Raw genomic sequence first — 18,923 nt, 5'->3', positions numbered from 1 at the left:
AAAAACTTATATTTAACTCGGCTTGAAGATATCGATCGCTCTTATTCTTGATGTGCGATCGATTATTCAGCAAGCCCGAAATAGTTTTGAGTAAGGTAATTCTGTAATTCTGAGGGTAGGCTTTGGGAAGTGAAGAATCTCCTACCAAATTCATAAAATAGCGCTACATATCTACCCCCCCCAACCCCCCCTTATTAAGGGGGGGAGTAAAACTTTCTATGTAGCATAACTTTATGAAATTGGTATCAGATATCGGGACTTACCCATTGTAATGGTGTGGCAATAATTTGAGATTCTTCGCTTCACTCAGAATGACATAATTAGGTGATTAGTGCGTCCCGGACAATGAATTATATCATGTCCGATCGATTAACCATAATATCCCGGTCGGGCGGGTTTTTGAGATTGTCAATTATTGGCGATTATGGTTGGTGGAACCCGCCCCTACAAAAATCGCGGTAGCTCGACCCGACATGATATTAACCTCAATTTGCTTTACGTACCCAGCCGTTAATAGTAAAGCGGCTATCAGCAAAAGCTTTTGAGGGACAGCTAACTCGCAAAACTTCGTGCATATAGCGACTCAGAAAAAATACGATGCTATTATTGCGAGGTTCAACGGTTCGGAATGTCTTGTCCGCCACATAAAAATTGTTCTCGATTTTGCTGTCATAAATCTGCAACTCGCCACCTGAAAAAGCCTTGGGTTCTCGATAGAAATAGTAAACGTAAGTAAAAAATCGGCTGGCAGTATCTGGCGAGCCACTGTCGTTGTGAAGTTTATAAAAGTTGTTGTCATTGTGCATGGTTAACTGAGCTTCTATCTCACCCAGGGAAAATGACGGAATATTTAAACTTTTTAGCACGTCGGGGAGAATTGCTTTGATGCGATTAACCATCAGTTCCGAAAATTCGGGGAACGAGTGGAGTACCATCGAACGGCGGTAATCTTCGGCATTGGTTGAGGTGCTGGTACTCACAAATTCTGATTCTTTGGCTAAGACATATTTAAGGAGTTTGTTTTTTTCTGCGGGTGTCAAAAAGTTGTCTATTTGGGCGTAGCGAGATATTAAATCGTCATTTACAGGCGGCGCAGGGGCGGGAATTTCTGTGGCGGGAATTTCTACAGGAGTTGCAGGCTGCTGCGGTTCCAGTTGCTGCAAGTAAATTGGGGGTTCGGTGACTAATCCCACTAGGTGTTCGCCTGGAAAAAAAAGGGTGGAACGCCCGTCGTCTATGGGGATTTGAAATAAGGGCGAAAAACTGAGTGTTTGTTGGGTGCGATCGACTAATGTTTTGACAAGGCTGTGCAATAATGGTGTATCAGATTTAAGGGTGACGGTGCATTGATGTCCCCCGGTGAGCAGGATTTTGACTTTTATGTCTTGGGGTTTAATTTGCGGTTGAGTGTAAGTCATAATTTTTGAAGGATGCAACTGGGAATTTGGTACGACATAACAGTGTTGATTGGTGTCATAGCCTTCCAGATCCCCCCTAACCCCCCTTAAAAAAGGGGGGGACAAGAGTGTCTAAATTCCCATTAAAAAGGGGGGGACAGGGGTTTTCTCAAAGTCCCCCTTCTTAAGGGGGATTTAGGGGGATCGAGACTTAGAGTAAAACCAGAGATCCAAAGAATTTCCGCCTTAAGTTAAGACCAATAAACACTATTGTCTCCCTACAATAAAATACACAATTGAGAATTGCTTTAGGTATTATTCCTAATGCAAGAAGTGGCGGATGTCGGTGAAAACCATTGTGATTCCAAGTTGGTTGGCGGCTTGAATGGAATCTTGATCGCGCATACTTCCGCCCGGTTGCACGATCGCAATTATGCCCGCCTCAGCCGCAGTTTTGACTGAATCGTCGAAGGGGAAGAAACCGTCGCTGGCTAAAATAGCTCCTTGGCTCTTGTCTCCTGCTTGTTCCAATGCTAGTTTAACTGAGCCGACGCGATTCATTTGTCCGGCGCCGACACCGATTGTAGTACGATCGCGCGTCACAACAATCGCATTTGATTTGACGTGTTTCGCTACTTTCCAAGCAAACAGCAATTCTTCCAACTCTTGGGCTGTCGGCTGTTTCTCAGTAACAATCCGCCATTTGCTAGTTTCTTCTACTATATTATCTGAGTCTTGCACCAGCAAACCGCCTGCAATAACTTTAACAGTTTGTGGTGGCCCTTGAGTCAAATCTGGCAAAATTAATACTCGAACTTTCGCCTTTTTCTTGATAATTTGTTCGGCTTCGGGTTCGCAGCCCGGCGCGACAATACATTCTAAAAATGTTTGAGTTAACGCCGTTGCGGTAGCAGCATCAATGGGGCGATTGAGGGCGACAATGCCGCCGAAAGCTGAGACTGAATCGGTATCGAAGGCTTTTTGATAAGCTTCAGAAATAGTTGTTCCCAAGGCTGTGCCGCAAGGATTTGTATGCTTCAGAATAGCGGCCGCGGGTGTGTCGGGGAATTCTACGATTAGCCGCCTTGCTGCTTCTAAATCTACTAAATTATTGTAGCTTAATTCTTTGCCTTGCAGGATGGTGCTAGTCGTCCAGCCTGTGGGTGTAGTTCCGCTTTGATACCAGGTGGCGGCTTGATGAGGATTTTCGCCGTAGCGCAGAGTTTGCAACTCTTTTCCTGATAAATTAAACTCGTCTGGTAGCGAAGATTCTTCAGCGGATTGGCTGCTGCTGAGATAATTTGCGATCGCGCGATCGTAGTTGGCTGTATGTTTGAATGTTTCTAGGGCGCATCTTTGCCGAAACTCTAAGGATGCTGCGCCGCCATTCTCCCGCAGTTCTTTTAAATAAGTATTGTACTGTTTGGGGTCGCACAAAACTGTCAAATGAGCGTGGTTTTTGGCGGAAGCTCTCAACATTGCTGGCCCGCCGATATCTATCTGCTCAATTGCGTCGGCTAGAGTAACTCCTGGTTTAGAAATTGTCTCTTCAAATGGATACAAATTGACTACAACTAGATCGATCGCCCGAATTTGATTTGCAGTTAAATCTGCGAGGTCTTCCGGTACATCGCGGCGTGCTAAAATGCCGCCGTGGATTCGTGGGTGAAGTGTTTTGACTCGCCCTCCCAAAATTTCGGGGGAACCAGTATATTCCGCAACTTTGGTCACTGGGATGCCTGCTTCTTTGAGGGCCGTTGCTGTCCCGCCACTACTAATTATGTCAAATTCAAATTCTTCTACTAGACTGCGCGCTAAGTCGATTAGTCCGGTTTTATTGGATGTGCTCAAAAGTGCTAGACGTGCCATTGGTTTGAAGTTGCGATCGCAAAAATAGATAGGTTATATTCTATATCACATCTGCCCGCAGGGAGATGATTTGGTAATGGCTAATTATGATTATTTTTAATAATTTAAAGATGAGTTCGCTTATTTTAAACCATATTTTTTGTCAAACTTATATAATATTTTATACTGACCAGTGGCTTCTAAATATGTATAACTTGCGCGTGGAACTGGTTATTTTGTGAGTGCGAGGGGGATTGAAGCCATATTCAGCTTGTACAGTTCATGTCGCTACGTAAGTGTCAATGTTGGTGAAATTACTTAATAAAACTTAATAGATAAATCTATGGCGATGCTCTTGAATTTTAACGATGTTTTATGATGAATTCTAAAAGTAATGTGCTAGCATCGGGTGTAAATTGCTCTCTCCCTAAATTTCCCGAAAAATTGGGCGATCGCAACACCTTAATCTAAACAACAATTTGGTAGGGCTGAAATATGTTTTTTCAAGAAGCAGATCCAGAAAATAAGCTCAGTAATATTAGCAGGAATCATAAAAAAACTGATCACAATATGACCAATAGAACAGGCTACCAACAGATGGCAAAAAAAAGAGCCGAGAATTCGACCGAGGCCAATATTTCCGAAGCTTATAGTCTTAGTCTGTGCGAAATGCAACAGATGGAGCGAGCAATGGAACAGCTAAAGCAGGATTTGAAAGCTAGCGAATCTCGGTTTCGGAATGTCATCGAAAAAAATGCCGACGGCATCGCAATCGTTAACAAGCGAGGACTTGTATGTTTTGCCAACCCGTCAGCAGAAGCGCTGTTTAACTGCAAAGCAGAGGAACTTTTAGGGCAAGCATTTTTTGGCAATTTAGTAGTAGAAGTTTCAGCTTGCGACCTTGAGATGGCGACGGATATTATTCCCCAAGTTGGAAAAACAGAAGCACCAGGAACTCGCGTCGTGCAAACAGAAGTTGAAGCTATTCGCAAGCAAAAAGCAAATGCTGTAGTAGAAATGCGGGTGGTGGAAACGGAATGGGATGGAGAAATGGCTTATTTAGCTACGCTACGGGACATTACCGATCGCAAGCGCGCAGAAGAAATGCTTTGGTTGTACGATCGAGCTATAGCAGCTACTAGCACCGGAGTTACGATTTCTGATGCCACTGACCCCGAAAATCCAATTATTTATTGCAATCCCGCATTTGAAAGTATGACAGGTTATCGGCGGCAGGAAATTATCGGAAAAAACGGCCGATTGTTGCACGGAAGCGATACCGACCCGGCGGCAGTAGAAATAATTCGCCAAGCCTTGCAAGCAGAAAGCGAATGCAAGGTAATATTAAAGAATTACCGCAAAGACGGAACCGCTTTCTGGAATTGTTTCTCAATATCTCCCGTGCGCGATAGAACGGGTAAATTAACTCATTTTATCGGCGTACAGAGAGACATCACCCACAGCAAACAAGCCGCAGAAGCATTGCATAATTCCGAAGCACAAAGCCGAGAACAAGCAGCTCAACTAGCAGCGGCCCTGGACGAACTCAAAGCCACTCATTCCCAATTAGTTCAAAGCGAAAAAATGTCGAGTTTGGGATTGCTAATTGCTGGAGTCGCTCACGAAATTAACAACCCAGTCAGCTTCATTTACGGCAATCTCGCTCATCTCACAAATTATACTCAAGACTTGTTTCACCACCTCGAACTTTATCAACAGCACTATCCTAATCCAGTTGCCGAAATTCAAGAGGAAAGAGAAAAAAATGATCTCGATTTTTTAGCTGAAGATTTACCTAAAATACTATCTTCAATGAGCGTTGGTGTCGATCGCATTTGCCAGATTGTGCAGTCGCTGCGAAACTTTTCGCGGCACGACGATGCACAGATGAAACCCGTTAACCTCCACGCAGGTATTGACAGCACGCTGTTAATTCTCAATCACCGTTTGAAAGGGAACGGAGAAAAGCAGCCAATTCAAATCGTAAAACAATACGGAGAATTGCCGAATGTTGAGTGTTTTGCTGGACCGATAAATCAAGTTTTTATGAATATTCTCAGCAATGCGATCGATGCTTTAGAAGATGCGAACAGTAGGCAAACTTGTCAAGAAATGCTAGAAAATCCCAGCCAGATTAGGATTTGTACGGAAGTTGTCGGCAATTTTGTAGAAATAAAAATTTCCGACAATGGCCCGGGAATAACGGAGGAAGTCAAACAGCGCATATTTGATACCTTTTTTACTACCAAGCCCATTGGCAAAGGCACGGGAATGGGTTTGTCAATTAGCTATCAAATTATTGTAGAAAAACACAAAGGCGAATTATATTGTACTTCGGAATTGGGCAAGGGTACGGAATTTACTATCAAAATGCCGATCACACATTAGCGCGGAATGTGCAATCTGCACCTTACCAACGTGATATATAGGCAAGCAAGCGAGCGGAAATCTCGCACTCGTAAAAAACGATAAAAATCGTTTTTTATCGTTACCAGGATCTGGCTGCGAACGCATACTTAGAGGCTTTGCATCCCCATTGTAGAGACAATTATCAGGTGCTTTTCGGCTCACCTTACCCCCATAAATAGGGAATTAAAAAACCTCCGCACCTTCCAACTTCTTAAAAGTTTCAACCTTAGCCCTCGCCGCTTCCCCGCAAGTCTTCGGCGTCGGAAACATCTTCCCAGGATTCGCCAAACCTTTCGGATTAAACACCTGACGCACCCACTGCATCGTCTCCAAATCTACCTCCGAAAACATATCCGGCATAAAACACTTCTTATCAGCACCGATGCCGTGTTCCCCCGAAAGACTTCCCCCAACTTTCACGCAAAGCCTAAGAATTTCCCCGCCCAATTCTTCCACCTTTTCCAGCGCACCTTTTACCGAGTTATCGTACAGAATCAGCGGGTGCAAATTCCCGTCTCCCGCGTGAAAAACATTAGCAATCCGATAACCGTATTTCTCGCTCAAAGCCTCAATTTCTTTCAAAACATAAGCCATTTGCGTTCGCGGAATTACGCCGTCTTGCACATAATAATCCGGGCTGAGATGACCCGCCGCCGCAAAAGCAGCTTTCCGTCCTTTCCAAATTTTTAGGCGCGTTTCCGGGTCGGTTGCCGTGGTGATATTTCGCGCTCCGTTATGCTTGCAAATATCAGCAATTCGCTGTTTATTTGTGGCAACTTCCACTTCTAAACCGTCAATTTCTACGAGGAGAATTGCCGCCGCATCGCGGGGATAACATCCAGTTGCCACCACATCTTCCACAGCATTGATGCTGATGTTATCCATGATTTCCATGCCGCCGGGAATAATGCCAGCGCTGATAATATCGGAAACTGATTCGCCCGCTGCTTCTATACTGGAAAAATCCGCTAGGAGAACGCAAATCGATTCCGGCGCTTTGAGAATTCGCAAAGTAACTTCTGTGGCGATTCCTAAAGTGCCTTCGGAACCGACAAATACACCAGTTAAATCGTAACCGGGCATTTCGGGAATTTCGCCACCGACATCGACAATAGAACCGTCGGGAAGTACCAATTTTAGTCCTAAAACGTGATTCGTTGTGACTCCGTATTTGAGGCAGTGAACACCGCCAGAATTTTCGGCAAGGTTGCCGCCAATTGAACAAACAATTTGGCTGGAAGGATCTGGCGCGTAGTAGAAACCGGCGCCGCTAACTGCTTGTGTTACCCAGTTATTAATTACTCCCGGTTGCACGACAACTTGCTGATTTTCTAAGTCTACTTTCAGGATTTTTCGCATCAGGGCAGTGACAATCAGCACGCAGTTTTCTACAGGCAAAGCGCCGCCGGAAAGGCCGGTGCCTGCGCCTCTAGCCACCCAGGGAATTGAGTTGCGATCGCATATTTTGACCACTTGCGCCACTTCCTCCGTAGTTCGAGGCAATACCACCAGGGCGGGGCGCTGGCGGTAGCTGGCGAGTCCGTCGCACTCGTAGACAATCAATTCTTCGCGGCGCTGCACGACGCCATTTTTGCCGACTACAGCCTCAAATTCTTTAATAACGGGTTTCCAATTGCGTTCTGTTTCTATGGCTATCATTAGTGAATTTAATTAGGGAACTATCAATAATATTGTTGCAAACTTTACTATTTTTGTGCAATTATTTTTCTAAGGGTTGCAATATTGACACAGGGAAGGATCGGCAGTCTCTCGACCGTCTGGAAAGAGTTTTTCTTTAGTATAACCGCAGTTTTTGCATTTATAGATTGCCGATCGCGCTAGCTGAGTCGGAAAATAGCAAAGTCCGCAGGGCAATCCGATTTTCATCTCAGCAATATCGAATCCCGGCCAACCGCACTCCGGGCAGAATTGCTTAAATTTTTTAACTAAATCGAGAGTTGCATTTTCGATGTTTTTCATCCGAGTTGGATTGTACATCGCCCGCATATCTGTTTCGATGTGAACTCGGCCGGTTGACGAGTTTTTTAAGCCTGCTGTCACAGCGTCGAAAAATTGTTTTTCTGTCCCAATGCCCTTGACAATTTCGCCGTTACCGAGCGCAGCATCGCCAACTATAACCACCAGTGCGTGTTCGGGAAATCCAGCTTTTTTAGCAAAATCATCTGCTTCTTCTATACTGGAAACTAACTGGTGACTGTAGTTAGTTTCAACGGAGAAAGAGTCGCCGATGAGTTCTAGATTGTTGGCTCGATCTAATAAAATTACTATTTCTCTGTTAGCTGGCAAATACGGCATCATTGGGTGAGGGCCGAAAGTACCTTCGCTAGCAAAGGCAAGAGTTTCGCCCGCAATTTCTAGGGCTTTTCGTGCTTTATGGCGAGCAGCTTCTATTTGTGTTCCTAAGCGTTTAACTTCTCTGGTGAAGGTGCCAAAAGTGTCAGTGTCAAGCTCCGCAGGTACTAGGATATTTACGCCTAATTCTCGTTCCAAAACTGGAGCCATTACCCGTTCTTTTTCGTGCATGGTAGCAAGAACTGCGGTGCGATCGCTCAATAATTGATTGGGATTCACAGGCTCAGAAATATTAGACATACAGCAGTATCATTTTAGGAAAAAAAATCACATACACCCTTTCCACCGCCCCACAACCGATAGAAACCCTGACTTAACTTCCGAGTAAAAATTTTAGACCTCAGTTAAATATTCATGATATTCACCTGTGGACTTAATTAAAGATTCTTCAATCTTCAATCGTCAATCTAAAATCTAAAATCTAAAATCGTATTAGTTGCCTCCAGTAACTCCCCCAGCTTGACCTCTAAGTACAAAAATTACTCCTGTCATAATTAGCGCCACGCCTACCAACCGCAGCGGCGGCAAAGGCTCGTGAAATATCAGTTTGCCACCTAAAACAGTAAATAGGTAACTAATTGACAGTAAAGGCGAGACTATGCTAAGGTTTGCCCGCGACAAAACTACAATAAAGCCGATCGAAGAAATTGCATACAAAGAAAGACCAGTTACTATCAACGGCTGAGTAGCCATTGCTATAATTTTTTCTATTAAATTAGCAGCGCCAATGGGCCCTAATATTTTAGCTCCTGCCTTCAGACTAAATTGACCTGCGACGCCGCACAATATTGCAGCAAGCAATAACATAAAAACGTTTCTATTCATAAATTTACTAACCTATAGTACAATCAAAAATTGTCGTTCCCCAAAACCTGAAAAACTTTAATTAAGTTTTGCTAGGTTTTATTCACCACTAATATTTTAAGCAGAGATACGGGAAAATCAAGTATGGTCGAGCGCGATCGAGAGTCGAACAAATATATGGCAGAGCAGACCAACCCAAGCGGAGAATATACTCTAGAACTATCCATACTCATGCCTTGTCTGAACGAAGCAGAAACTTTAGAAATCTGCATCGAGAAGGCACAGAAGTCCCTGCGCGAACTTGATATTGCAGGCGAGGTCATCATAGCAGACAACGGCAGCACTGACGGTTCTCAAGCTATCGCTACCAGAATGGGAGCAAGAGTTGTGCCCGTAGCAGCCAAAGGCTACGGCAGCGCCCTCATGGGAGGCATCATCGCAGCGCGCGGAGTTTATATTATCATGGGCGATGCTGACGACAGCTACAATTTTTCCAACCTCGGCTTTTTTGTCAACAAATTGCGAGAAGGTTTCGACTTAGTAATGGGAAACCGCTTTCAAGGGGGAATCAAACCGGGTGCAATGCCGCCGCTGCACAAATATTTAGGCAATCCGGTGCTGACATGGGTTGGGCGGCTATTTTTTTCAAGCCCCGTCGGCGATTTTCACTGCGGACTCAGGGGTTTTAGGAGAGACTCAATTTTGAAACTCGACTTGCAAACAACGGGGATGGAATTTGCTAGCGAAATGGTGGTCAAGGCCTCTGTATACAAGCTGCGGATAACTGAAATCCCAACCGTACTTTCTCCCGACGGCCGCAGCCGTCCGCCGCACTTGCGAACTTGGCGAGATGGCTGGCGGCACCTCCGATTTTTGCTGCTTTACAGTCCCCGGTGGCTGTTTCTGTATCCCGGTACTGCGCTGATGATTTGGGGTCTAATTGTTAGCATTTGGCTGTTACCCGGTACTCAAAAGATTGGGAACATCAGCTTTGATGTACACACGCTGCTTTATGGTGCGATCGCAATTATCATCGGTTTTCAAGCAGTAACTTTCGCTTTTTTCACCAAGATTTTTGCCATCAGCGAGAAATTCCTGCCCGAAGACCCTAAACTCAACAAAATATTTCGCTATGTCACGTTAGAGACAGGATTGATTGTCGGAGTCACGCTGATTTTAATCGGAATAGTTGGCTCGTTCTTGTCATTAACTATCTGGAGCGAAACGGCTTTCGGGACTCTCGATCCTTCTAAAACTCTGCGTTTGGTTATTCCCTCGCTCACTTGCCTGACTGTTGGTTTGCAGATGGTTTTGTCGAGCTTTTTTCTCAGCGTGCTGAGCTTGAAGCGTAGGTGATAACATTATACTGGCAACATTCCTCACAACTAAATTGCAGTTTGGGGAAGTTCAGGGCGATCGCACTTCCCTCGATCCTAAATTGCTATAATAACAATCAGCCCAAAAATCTCAACATAAAGCCTATGTCTACTTATAGCGAGGTACTGAGTCAGGCTCAAAATCTCACTCTTGAAGAGCAACAGCAACTGTTAGAAGTATTGTCAGCATTGATTCGCGATCGGGTAACAACCCAAACTCAGGGTAAACGATCGGAAATTGATGCAGCACTGATTGAAATGGTACAAGATCCAGAGTATCAAGCTCAAGTGCTACAGATGGAGGCTGAGTTTGCGGTAGCGAGTTGGGAAGCGCTGCAATTGGGAGAATCTCCTGTATGAACCGGGGAGAAGTCTATGATGCTCGACTTGAACCTGTTGAGGGTTCTGAACAAGGAGGAACCCCTCCTGTTATCATCAAAGTTAAGGAACTAGCAGGAGTTAGAGAAAATTACTCTAAAAATGGATAGGTCAGTTACAGGGAAAACTATACTAAAGTTGCTATTATTTATTGATAATCCCACAGACTAGGAGATTAAGATGCAAGTCAAAGACATGACAGTTGACCAATTGCGGGACTTAATTCGGCATACCGTGGAACAGTGTTTAGAAGAATATTTGGGCGATCCTGATGCAGGTTTAGAAGTTAAGGAAGAAGTCAAGCAGAAATTGTTAGATTCAATGAAGCGCAAACAAGCAGGAGAAAGTAGCGTCGAACCTGGGGAAGTTTATCAAAAACTTGGCATGAAATCGTAATGAGCTATTCGGTTGAGTTGACTGCAGAAGCTCTGGTTAACCAAGAAAGATTGACTCAGGCTGTGCAGGAGCGTATAGGTAATAAAATCAATTGGTTGGCTGAAAATTTTGAACAAATTACTCCTATGCCGTTGTCGGCTAATCTGGCAGGTTTCTTTAAGTTAAGAGTGGGTGATTATCGGGTAATTTATTCTTTTGATGATGATTTAAAGGTGATTACTATTCACCAGATTGGACACAGGAGAGAAATTTATGATTAACTGAAGTGCGATCGCGCTTTTGGAAGATTAAGGGGGATATAACTTTTGGGAATAAAAGGGCGATCGCCTTTCCCTACTTCCTAAATTGCTATAATAACAATCAGCCAAAAAATCTCAACATAAAGCCTATGTCTACTTATAACGAGGTACTGAGTCAGGCTCAAAGTCTCACTCCTGACGAGCAACAGCAGCTTTTAGAAGTATTGTCAGCTTTGATGCGCGATCGGGTAACAACCCAGACTCAGGGTAGCAGTGAAAGATTGCCCAAGAAAAATTAAAAGAGATGGCGAGGTTTTTTGCCGTATCGTGTGGATGCTTTGAAATTCCAGTTGCAACTTAGAGAAGAATGGGATGATTAATAAATATCTTCTCGATACCAACATTCTGATTTACTACTTCTATAACGAGCCGGAATTTCAGTCTATATTTGCTGAAACACTGCAAGTTTACCATCCTTACTGCCGCTAATCAGAGTACGCCCGTCGGGACTGAAAACCACTGAGGTAACTGCGGCAGCGTGTACACACTCATTAAAAATATCTTTCTTGTTTTGGAAATCCCCAATTTGAATATTACCGCCGTAGTCTCCTATTGCGAATAAATTGCCATCTGAGCTAAAAACTACTGATTTAATCTCATAATTAAACTTAAAGACATTAAATTCTTCGCCTGTTTTTACATTCCAAAACTTGATTTTTTTGTCATCGCTTCCACTAAGAAGCGTTTGACCGTCAGGACTAAAAGCTAATGAATTAACTGGCCGTAAATGTTCTTTAATAAGAAGAGTTTGTTTTTGATTGTGTAAATTCCAGAGCTTAATCTCTCCCTTGTCGTCCCCACTAGCAAGAAGCCAATTATTAAAATCAACAGCCAGACATTTTACTTCCCCAGTATGGCTTGAGAGTGTGCCAAATTCTACCCGTTCTTCTGTGGAATCCAACAACTTAATCCTACCATCAGCACTCCCAACAATCACTATTTTACTATCGGGGGTAAAGGCTACTGAGGTAACTCTATTAGTCGAGCCCATTCCTAAGTTCCCTATATCTTTAGATTTCTTTGTATCTAAGCGCCATACTTTGACTTTATTTTGATCGATGTTCTCAATCATAGCAGTTGCAAGGAAATGCCCGGTTGGGTCGATTGCGAGCGGAGTGGAATACCATGCTATCAATCCCCTTAAATTTGATAGGTAATAAAGTTCTCGTCTCTCTTGTAAACTCCAAATAACAATCTTGCGATCGCCACATCGGATCGCAATATCTTTTCCATCTGGAAAAATGGCAATAGAGTTAATTTCACCTTCAAAGTTTTCGGACTGATACACGCATTTCCACTTAGTAACGGCCACTTTAGTAGCGGCAACATAAGGTTTAATTTTGATATATTTTAAACCAGTTTCTACATCTACTTTACTCTCCAAGTTAAAAGATTTTGAAGCACCAGCAGAAAACGAATCATCTACCTCCCAAAAATTGCGATAATGCTCTAAAACCTGTTTGTGAGATTCTTCAAGATTGTTCGCAGTCGTCACAATATTTGACACTATTCCTTGAAGAGCAATGCCTTCTATTAAATAAATTTCTCTGCCAAAAAGATCTTTGAGAACGCCGTTACCTGAGATGCCGATATCTTCTGCTATTGCCTCTACTATTCGGAAAATTAAAGTTATATCTCCCGCTTTCGAGTTATGAATCTCGCGATACAATGCTGTTCCTTGTTCCGTCAATTCTCCTTCTGTTGCTCTAGCCAGTAAACCAGTTATCCCAGCCGCGCACATAAAATCTGGAGCGACGACTGTTCGGTAGTCAAGAGACTGATTACAACTAACTAAAAAACTCCAAGCTGTAGTATTTGTCATGGCAATTTTAAATCGGATTCTGGAAATTTTAGATTCAGGTCATTTTGAACAGATAAGAAACAATTAAGAGCGTATTTGAATGCTGTTTCTTCATTCTCTACTTTTTTTAACAATTCTTCTTTTTCCTGACGTAACTCTTCGGATCTTCTAGCTGCTGCTTCTTGCCTTTGCTTGGCTGGTGTTTCGGCATATTCACCCGCAAATTCAACCATTTTTAGAACTGTATCTTGGAAGAGTACATATTTTTTAGGTAAGAATAAATCCAGTATGGTAGGTAGGATGTCTTGCGCTGCTTTTAGCCCTCCGCCAACAACTTGACCTACTTGCTCCCACCAATTTAGATTTGCCTTAACTTCAATTGGACGATTAGCTTGTTCTCTCATTTTGTCTATAGCAGCTTTGCAATCAGCTTGAATTATATCGGGCAAGACACAGGCTAAAGGAATTTCTACTTGAAAGGGTTTGGGTAATATGCTAAGATTTTTTGTCATGCTGCCATCTGGTTGCAGATTGGCAAAATCTTTACCGACTGCACTAACAGGAATTAATCGAACTGGTTTTCCTGCCTTATTATAAATAGAGACTAAATTTTTAAAATGTGGAATTTCTTTCAGCAAAAAATCCCGGATTTGTTTGAGGGTGTATTCCTTTTCTACAATATCCCACTTGCTGATTACAAAATGGATCGGTTTACCACTCTTTTGCATTATGCTAAGAACTTGAGGTAAATCCTTAACTGCCCATCTTAAGCCGATTTGTTCGTTTCGCATTAGCTCACAAAGTCTTTGACCATCCAGCAGGCCAAGTAAAGCATCTGCTTTGTTGACTTGCTCATCTAATTTAGGATCATCTTCTTGATCTATCTGCTGGTCGGTTAACAAACCACCTGCATAATCTAAATAGGTGAACTTGCAAGCCGGATAGATCGGCAGATCTTTCGTTTGTACGCGACAAGTGAAAGTCCATTCTGATACTTCGCTGCGTCGTGTTCCAAGCGGCCACTTTTCTTCAAAAGCTATTTGTGTATAAAGATCGTGTAATTGTTTGCTTTTCTCTCCACTTTCAAGCTCCAGAAAAAAGCCTCCTTCCCCTTGGGTACATAACTGATTGTACATACTAGCTAAAAATACCGTTTTGCCTGAGCCGCGTGGCCCTAGCATGATGACTCTATAAGTATTCATACTTGACCGATTAGAGGAATAATGAAGAATTATTAAGTATGTGTATATATTGTCTCGCAAAAGTTAACTCTTGTATGTCGGAAATGTCGGGATTTTTCCCAGACAAGCCGATCGCAAATGTCGGAATCTTGTCGGAAATGTCGGAATCATGTCGGAAATGTCGGAAATATCGGATATAATACGACAAATCCCCGCACACGACAGACCTATGGACATCGCAGAAGTCTTAAAACTCGCGGACGAGCTCATCTTCGCGAAGACTGGAGAACATATAGACTATCTGCAAAAAGCTATCCTTGAAGGGACTTTACAAGGTCGGACATACCCAGAAATTGCTGAAGCGACTCATTCCAGTGAAGGTCATACCAGGGATATCGGTTCGGAATTATGGCAAATATTTTCAGAGGGATTGGGAGAAGATATTACTAAAAGAAATTTTAGAGCAATAATAGAAAAGGTTGAGTTTAACAATTTTTCATCGGCTACCGTTAAAGGAGATGTAACAGTTAATAACGTCAACATTTGTCAAGAAAGGGCGAGAAGTCCAACAAAACCGCAAAACTCCCAACCAACTTCTAAACAACCCCACATAGACTTAGGCGACGCACCGGAAATATTCACCTTTTTCGATCGCACTTCCGAACTCTCCACCCTCGAAAACTGGATAACACAGGAACACACTCGCCTTATCACACTCCTCGGAATCAGCGGCATCGGCAAAACCACTCTCTCCCTAAGCCTAATCGATCGTCGCATCAAAACCCAATTCGATTACGTCATCTATCGCAGCCTCCGCTTTTCCCCAAGCCTCGATGCAACCCTCACCAACCTGCTGCAAATCTTTTCCCAACCATCTGAAATTCCCCAAAACATCGAAACCAAAATTGCCCAAATCCTCGATTACCTGCGAAAAAACCGATGTCTGATTGTCCTCGATGATGTACAGATGCTTTTGGGCAGCGGGCAACTAGCGGGACAATATAAAACTGGATATGAAGATTATCAGTTATTTTTTAAACTAATTGCCGAAGTTTGTCATCAAAGTTGTTTGATATTGAATAGTTGGGAAAAACCCAGAGAAATTGCCAGATTATCAAAAGATAATCATCCCGTGCGATGTTTTGTATTGGGAAGTTTAGGAGTAGCAGCTAAAGAGATTTTGAACTCCCAAAAGTTATCCGATGAGGAAACATGGTCAACTTTGATTGACATTTATCAAGGCAATCCTCTGTGGTTGGAGTTCACTGCAACGCTGATTCAAGAGTTGTTTGGGGGAAGAGTTTCTGAGTTTTTGCACTGCGAGATGCCGATTTTAGATGAAGGGTTGCAATCTCAGTTATCTCAACCTTTTGGGCGTTTGACTCCGGCAGAGTTAGCAGTGATGGTTCACCTGGCTAATCAACCTGAACCCGTTGCTGTGTCGCAAATTTTCAACAAAATACCATTTTCGCCGTCAGAAATAGTCAATGCAGTGCGCTCTCTTGGAAATCGGTTTTTATTGGATGCTGTAGAACAGGAAAAGATAACTTTATTTAGTTTGAATTCAGTGGTGAAACAGTATGTAAAAACTCAGTATTCTTAGTCCGCGTAGGCGGACTTTGTTAGTGTAGTTGCGGTTTCAACCGCCGTCTTTATTCGATCGAATTTATTCGCTCGTATTTCATAAAGCGGGTAACAAACCCGGATTTAATTTAAGTGCGTGAAGCGAAGCTATCCCGCAGGGAATCGCACCCACTCTCTAAACTCTCTAATTCTCGCATTCTCTCCCTTTTCTGAGTCTAGGTGCATAAACTGTGCCAGTTCTTTGACAGGAAAGGAGGCAAATGCCAAACTGGTTTCCGACTCGACATAACCCGTATCATTTAAAATGTTAATTATTAGTTTCCCCTTCTTCCAAATCCAAACCTCCGGCACTTTAAGTTCCGCATAAACCGCCATTTTATTGATAGATGAGCTAGTCAAATCCATTTCTACAGCTAAGTCTGGCGGCGGGTCATTTTTGAGATCGATAGTTAAGTTTCCCCGCATTAAAGCTTCATTTTGAATATAAAAACATTCATCAGCTTCGTTACCAGCTTTTTTGGGTTCCGAACGCCAAGTAGATGATTTTAATCCGATAATTTCAATCCCAATTTCCTCAGACAGCGCTACAATTAGCCGACAGAGAGTCCAGCTATACCTCTCATGTTCTGGTGAAGGTACCATGAGTTCTAAAGTTCCCTGATAGTAAGTCATGCGCGGCGTTGAACGTTCGGCAAATATTTCTAACAAGTGTTCGTAGGTTTCCCAACTGATATCATGTAAAATCAGGTGAGAACCTGCAAGCTCTTCTTTACTGTACGCCAGGGTTTGAACCATTGCAAATACTCCACGAGAACTTTAACTGTATTTTATTTACTCTATTGAACATTGGACAGGTGCGATTCCCTGCGGGATAGCTTCGCACGCGCGTACATTACCAGATTGATTCCAGATTCAAAACAAATCCGGGGAGAACATCTTCACCTGATACAGTGGCTGGAGATTCTAACACTTCAACTTCTCGATTCTGACGATAAATCTCTACTTGTCGCGATTTGCGATTAATCAACCAACCTAAAACAGCACCGTTATCTCGGTATTCTTTCATCTTATCCTGAGTTTCTTTCAAACTATCGCTCGGAGACATTAACTCAACAACAAAATCAGGACAAATCGGGGGGAATTTCTTTTGTTGTTCGGGAGTTAGTGCATCCCAGCGTTCTAATTTTACCCAAGAAGCATCAGGCGCTCTATTTGCATTATTAGGAAGTTTGAACCCTGTTGAAGAATCAAAAACTTTACCCAGTTTACTCTGCTGATTCCAAATCCAAATCTGTGCTGTTAATCCTGCATTGCTGCTTCCAGTTTCTCCTCCTGCTGGTGACATGATAATTAATTCTCCTTTCGCTGTGCGTTCCAATCTAATATTTTCATTCTCCTGACATAGTTGAAAAAACTGATCGTCTGTCAGCTTAATAATTGGGTTGAGGTTGAGGGTGAGGGTAGTCATAGCGGTATTTTATCGTGGCTAAACGACCTTTATTAAGGATTGTAGCATATTGATTGAGTTGTGAGGGCGATCGCAATCCTAAGCTAATTAACTGTGCATCGCTTGCTCGGCCGCCTTAATTAAAACCTCATCCATCCAATTGTTAATACTTTTGCCAGCTTTCTTTGCCGCAATAAAGATTTTGCGGTGATGTTCAGGAGTAGTGCGGAAGGGAAGTTTACCTGAAAAGGGTTTATCCGGTTCCTGTCCTAATTCTTTGCAAAATTCTAGATAATCATCGATAGAGTTTTGGAATTCTTGGCGAGCTTCTTCAATAGTTTGTGCTTTAAAAGTCACTACGTCATTAATGTCAAGCACTCGCCCGAAAAGAAGTTCCGCTTCTATATCTACTTCAATGCTAGCACTGTAACCCTTGTAAGTCATCATGGCTGTAATACTCTTCCTCTTTCAATAAGTTCAATTTGTGAATGATTAATTTTATGCTAATACTCTTGTTAATTTGGGCGCTCCGCAATGATTTTCCCGTTAACAGCTAAGTCATCATGGTTCAACCCCCGCCTTTATCAAAAATTCTCTGACTGATTTAACGGCTCCTTTATCTGTCTCTTTTTGAAGATGTGGTTCGTGAAATACAGCTCTTACCTCATTTAATAAAATGCGAACCCGCGAACCAGGACCTTGAGTAACAGTAGCACCGAGTGCTGTAAATAAATTTTCAATATCTTGCCAATTAATATTAGCTGGTATAGGATCTGTAAAAATTGCTTCTAAAATCTTACGCTGTTTATTATTTAGCTCCATAAATATTTTATTTGTTGTTTTAAAACATCATGATATCATTTTGTGATATCAATGTCAAGAGGTGAGCGAATCTCGCGCCAAGACTACTTTAGACCTTAGCGGGTGACAACGTACCTATAATGCTTGCTGCATAAAGGATAGAGCCAAGAAGCCGCGCTGAAAATAGAGACGTTTATGGGGTTTGAGCGCAATTAGACTTGTTACCCAATCGTTCCATAATTCCATCCCATAGATCCACCGTTGTCCATAGAGGCTCAGACTAAATTCACTTTGGCGTGGGGTTTTGTCTTGATGCTCCTTGATCCGTCCAGCATAAATTTCTATCCCTAATTTCTTGATCCATTGCCCGTGAATCGTCGCCAAACTATAAGCTATCGCAATCAACAAGACTAAGGCTAAAAAGCGAGCTTCATTGACCTTGGTATTTTCTAAATTATAACCACCAGTTTTGTAATCTTTGAACATCTGTTCGATACCCCACCGACAACAATAAACATCTAAAGTAAGCTTCAGATTGGGGAGATTTGTCAGAATATACCAAGGTTCTTTTGGCCCTGGCTTACGATATTTTCTTTTCCAATATACAGCCAGATTAAATGGTCCTAAACCGTCTCCTTTATTTGCCAAAATATTCTGATAAAAATTGGACATCCCAGGTTGAAAGCCAAGCTTTTTGAGCACTTGATAGTCTTCACCTAAATTCTCTTGAAATTGGAAGTCCTTTTTCTGACGTAGTGCAAAGGATACGCCCCTGGAATCAAGCCATGATGCGAGTTTGGGGCTATGGAACTCTCGATCACCTAAGACC

General features: G+C 42.7%; 20 protein-coding genes. 8 read left to right on the top strand and 12 right to left on the bottom strand.

Features of this window, described 5'->3' with window-relative positions; translation table 11 throughout:
• Positions 1-485 precede the first annotated feature (485 nt).
• Together QT979_RS26775 and purH are read right to left on the bottom strand one after the other, a co-directional pair.
• On the bottom strand, positions 486-1,418 hold the full coding sequence (locus QT979_RS26775; RefSeq protein WP_333215782.1) for a 2OG-Fe(II) oxygenase: 933 nt from the start codon (positions 1,416-1,418) through the stop codon (positions 486-488).
• Between the two features lie 300 nt (positions 1,419-1,718).
• Positions 1,719-3,266 carry a bifunctional phosphoribosylaminoimidazolecarboxamide formyltransferase/IMP cyclohydrolase gene (purH, locus tag QT979_RS26770; protein WP_333215784.1) on the bottom strand — a complete coding sequence of 516 codons (1,548 nt, stop codon included), beginning with the start codon at positions 3,264-3,266 and terminating at the stop codon, positions 1,719-1,721.
• A gap of 549 nt (positions 3,267-3,815) precedes the next feature.
• On the opposite strand from purH, the gene QT979_RS26765 reads away from it, so the two are divergent.
• Positions 3,816-5,633, top strand: a complete 1,818-nt coding sequence (locus QT979_RS26765; protein ID WP_333312180.1) for a PAS domain S-box protein — start codon at positions 3,816-3,818, stop codon at positions 5,631-5,633.
• A 204-nt stretch (positions 5,634-5,837) separates the two neighbouring features.
• Here QT979_RS26765 and glcD read toward each other — a convergent pair whose 3' ends face one another.
• The 3 genes from glcD to QT979_RS26750 all read right to left on the bottom strand — a co-directional run bounded on the left by glcD (position 5,838) and on the right by QT979_RS26750 (position 8,852).
• On the bottom strand, positions 5,838-7,313 hold the full coding sequence (gene glcD / locus QT979_RS26760; protein WP_333312179.1) for a glycolate oxidase subunit GlcD: 1,476 nt from the start codon (positions 7,311-7,313) through the stop codon (positions 5,838-5,840).
• A gap of 69 nt (positions 7,314-7,382) precedes the next feature.
• Positions 7,383-8,267 carry a DUF6671 family protein gene (locus QT979_RS26755; protein ID WP_333312178.1) on the bottom strand — a complete coding sequence of 295 codons (885 nt, stop codon included), beginning with the start codon at positions 8,265-8,267 and terminating at the stop codon, positions 7,383-7,385.
• A 192-nt stretch (positions 8,268-8,459) separates the two neighbouring features.
• Complete coding sequence (locus QT979_RS26750) at positions 8,460-8,852, bottom strand: transporter (protein WP_333312177.1); 393 nt, start codon at positions 8,850-8,852, stop codon at positions 8,460-8,462.
• Positions 8,853-8,975: 123 nt separating this feature from the next.
• Between QT979_RS26750 and QT979_RS26745 the strand changes: the two genes are divergently transcribed.
• The 6 genes from QT979_RS26745 (at position 8,976) to QT979_RS26720 (ending at position 11,519) form a co-directional block, all read left to right on the top strand.
• Positions 8,976-10,187, top strand: coding sequence for a glycosyltransferase family 2 protein (locus QT979_RS26745; protein ID WP_333312176.1), 1,212 nt, complete (start codon positions 8,976-8,978; stop codon positions 10,185-10,187).
• Between the two features lie 125 nt (positions 10,188-10,312).
• Positions 10,313-10,567, top strand: a complete 255-nt coding sequence (locus QT979_RS26740) for a hypothetical protein (RefSeq protein ID WP_333172072.1) — start codon at positions 10,313-10,315, stop codon at positions 10,565-10,567.
• Positions 10,564-10,695, top strand: a complete 132-nt coding sequence (locus QT979_RS26735; RefSeq protein ID WP_333312175.1) for a hypothetical protein — start codon at positions 10,564-10,566, stop codon at positions 10,693-10,695. The genes QT979_RS26740 and QT979_RS26735 overlap by 4 nt, the downstream gene beginning before the upstream one ends.
• A 70-nt stretch (positions 10,696-10,765) precedes the next feature.
• Positions 10,766-10,981: a hypothetical protein gene (locus QT979_RS26730; protein ID WP_333210050.1), complete on the top strand. Its 216-nt coding sequence runs from the start codon at positions 10,766-10,768 to the stop codon at positions 10,979-10,981.
• Positions 10,981-11,241, top strand: a complete 261-nt coding sequence (locus QT979_RS26725) for a type II toxin-antitoxin system RelE family toxin (RefSeq protein WP_333054057.1) — start codon at positions 10,981-10,983, stop codon at positions 11,239-11,241. The genes QT979_RS26730 and QT979_RS26725 overlap by 1 nt, the downstream gene beginning before the upstream one ends.
• Before the next feature lie 128 nt (positions 11,242-11,369).
• A complete protein-coding gene (locus QT979_RS26720; protein ID WP_333210052.1) occupies positions 11,370-11,519 on the top strand; it encodes a hypothetical protein in 150 nt (49 codons plus the stop codon).
• A 143-nt stretch (positions 11,520-11,662) separates the two neighbouring features.
• Here the strand turns inward: QT979_RS26720 and QT979_RS26715 are convergent, their stop codons facing one another.
• Both QT979_RS26715 and QT979_RS26710 read right to left on the bottom strand, forming a co-directional pair.
• Positions 11,663-13,102, bottom strand: coding sequence for a WD40 repeat domain-containing protein (locus tag QT979_RS26715; RefSeq protein ID WP_333312174.1), 1,440 nt, complete (start codon positions 13,100-13,102; stop codon positions 11,663-11,665).
• On the bottom strand, positions 13,099-14,283 hold the full coding sequence (locus QT979_RS26710) for a hypothetical protein (RefSeq protein ID WP_333312173.1): 1,185 nt from the start codon (positions 14,281-14,283) through the stop codon (positions 13,099-13,101). The genes QT979_RS26715 and QT979_RS26710 overlap by 4 nt, the downstream gene beginning before the upstream one ends.
• Positions 14,284-14,353: 70 nt before the next feature.
• Here QT979_RS26710 and QT979_RS26705 point away from each other — a divergent pair, with 70 nt between their 5' ends.
• Positions 14,354-15,865, top strand: a complete 1,512-nt coding sequence (locus QT979_RS26705; RefSeq protein WP_333312172.1) for an ATP-binding protein — start codon at positions 14,354-14,356, stop codon at positions 15,863-15,865.
• Between the two features lie 128 nt (positions 15,866-15,993).
• Here QT979_RS26705 and QT979_RS26700 read toward each other — a convergent pair whose 3' ends face one another.
• From QT979_RS26700 to QT979_RS26680, 5 genes are all read right to left on the bottom strand, one after another.
• A complete protein-coding gene (locus tag QT979_RS26700; RefSeq protein WP_333312171.1) occupies positions 15,994-16,641 on the bottom strand; it encodes a Uma2 family endonuclease in 648 nt (215 codons plus the stop codon).
• A gap of 97 nt (positions 16,642-16,738) precedes the next feature.
• Positions 16,739-17,314: a Uma2 family endonuclease gene (locus tag QT979_RS26695; protein ID WP_333312170.1), complete on the bottom strand. Its 576-nt coding sequence runs from the start codon at positions 17,312-17,314 to the stop codon at positions 16,739-16,741.
• 87 nt (positions 17,315-17,401) lie between these two features.
• Positions 17,402-17,740, bottom strand: coding sequence for a type II toxin-antitoxin system HicB family antitoxin (locus tag QT979_RS26690; protein WP_333312169.1), 339 nt, complete (start codon positions 17,738-17,740; stop codon positions 17,402-17,404).
• A 114-nt stretch (positions 17,741-17,854) separates the two neighbouring features.
• Positions 17,855-18,115: a type II toxin-antitoxin system HicA family toxin gene (locus QT979_RS26685; RefSeq protein WP_333312168.1), complete on the bottom strand. Its 261-nt coding sequence runs from the start codon at positions 18,113-18,115 to the stop codon at positions 17,855-17,857.
• A gap of 114 nt (positions 18,116-18,229) precedes the next feature.
• On the bottom strand, positions 18,230-18,923 hold a 694-nt coding region (locus tag QT979_RS26680), incomplete at its 5' end, for an IS4 family transposase (RefSeq protein WP_333312167.1).

Origin of the sequence: Microcoleus sp. w2-18bC1 (genome assembly GCF_036700365.1) — a bacterium.
GTDB lineage: Bacteria > Cyanobacteriota > Cyanobacteriia > Cyanobacteriales > Microcoleaceae > Microcoleus.
The sequence above is the reverse complement of the archived record's forward strand: the minus strand, read 5'-3'. Positions and strand labels throughout refer to the sequence as shown.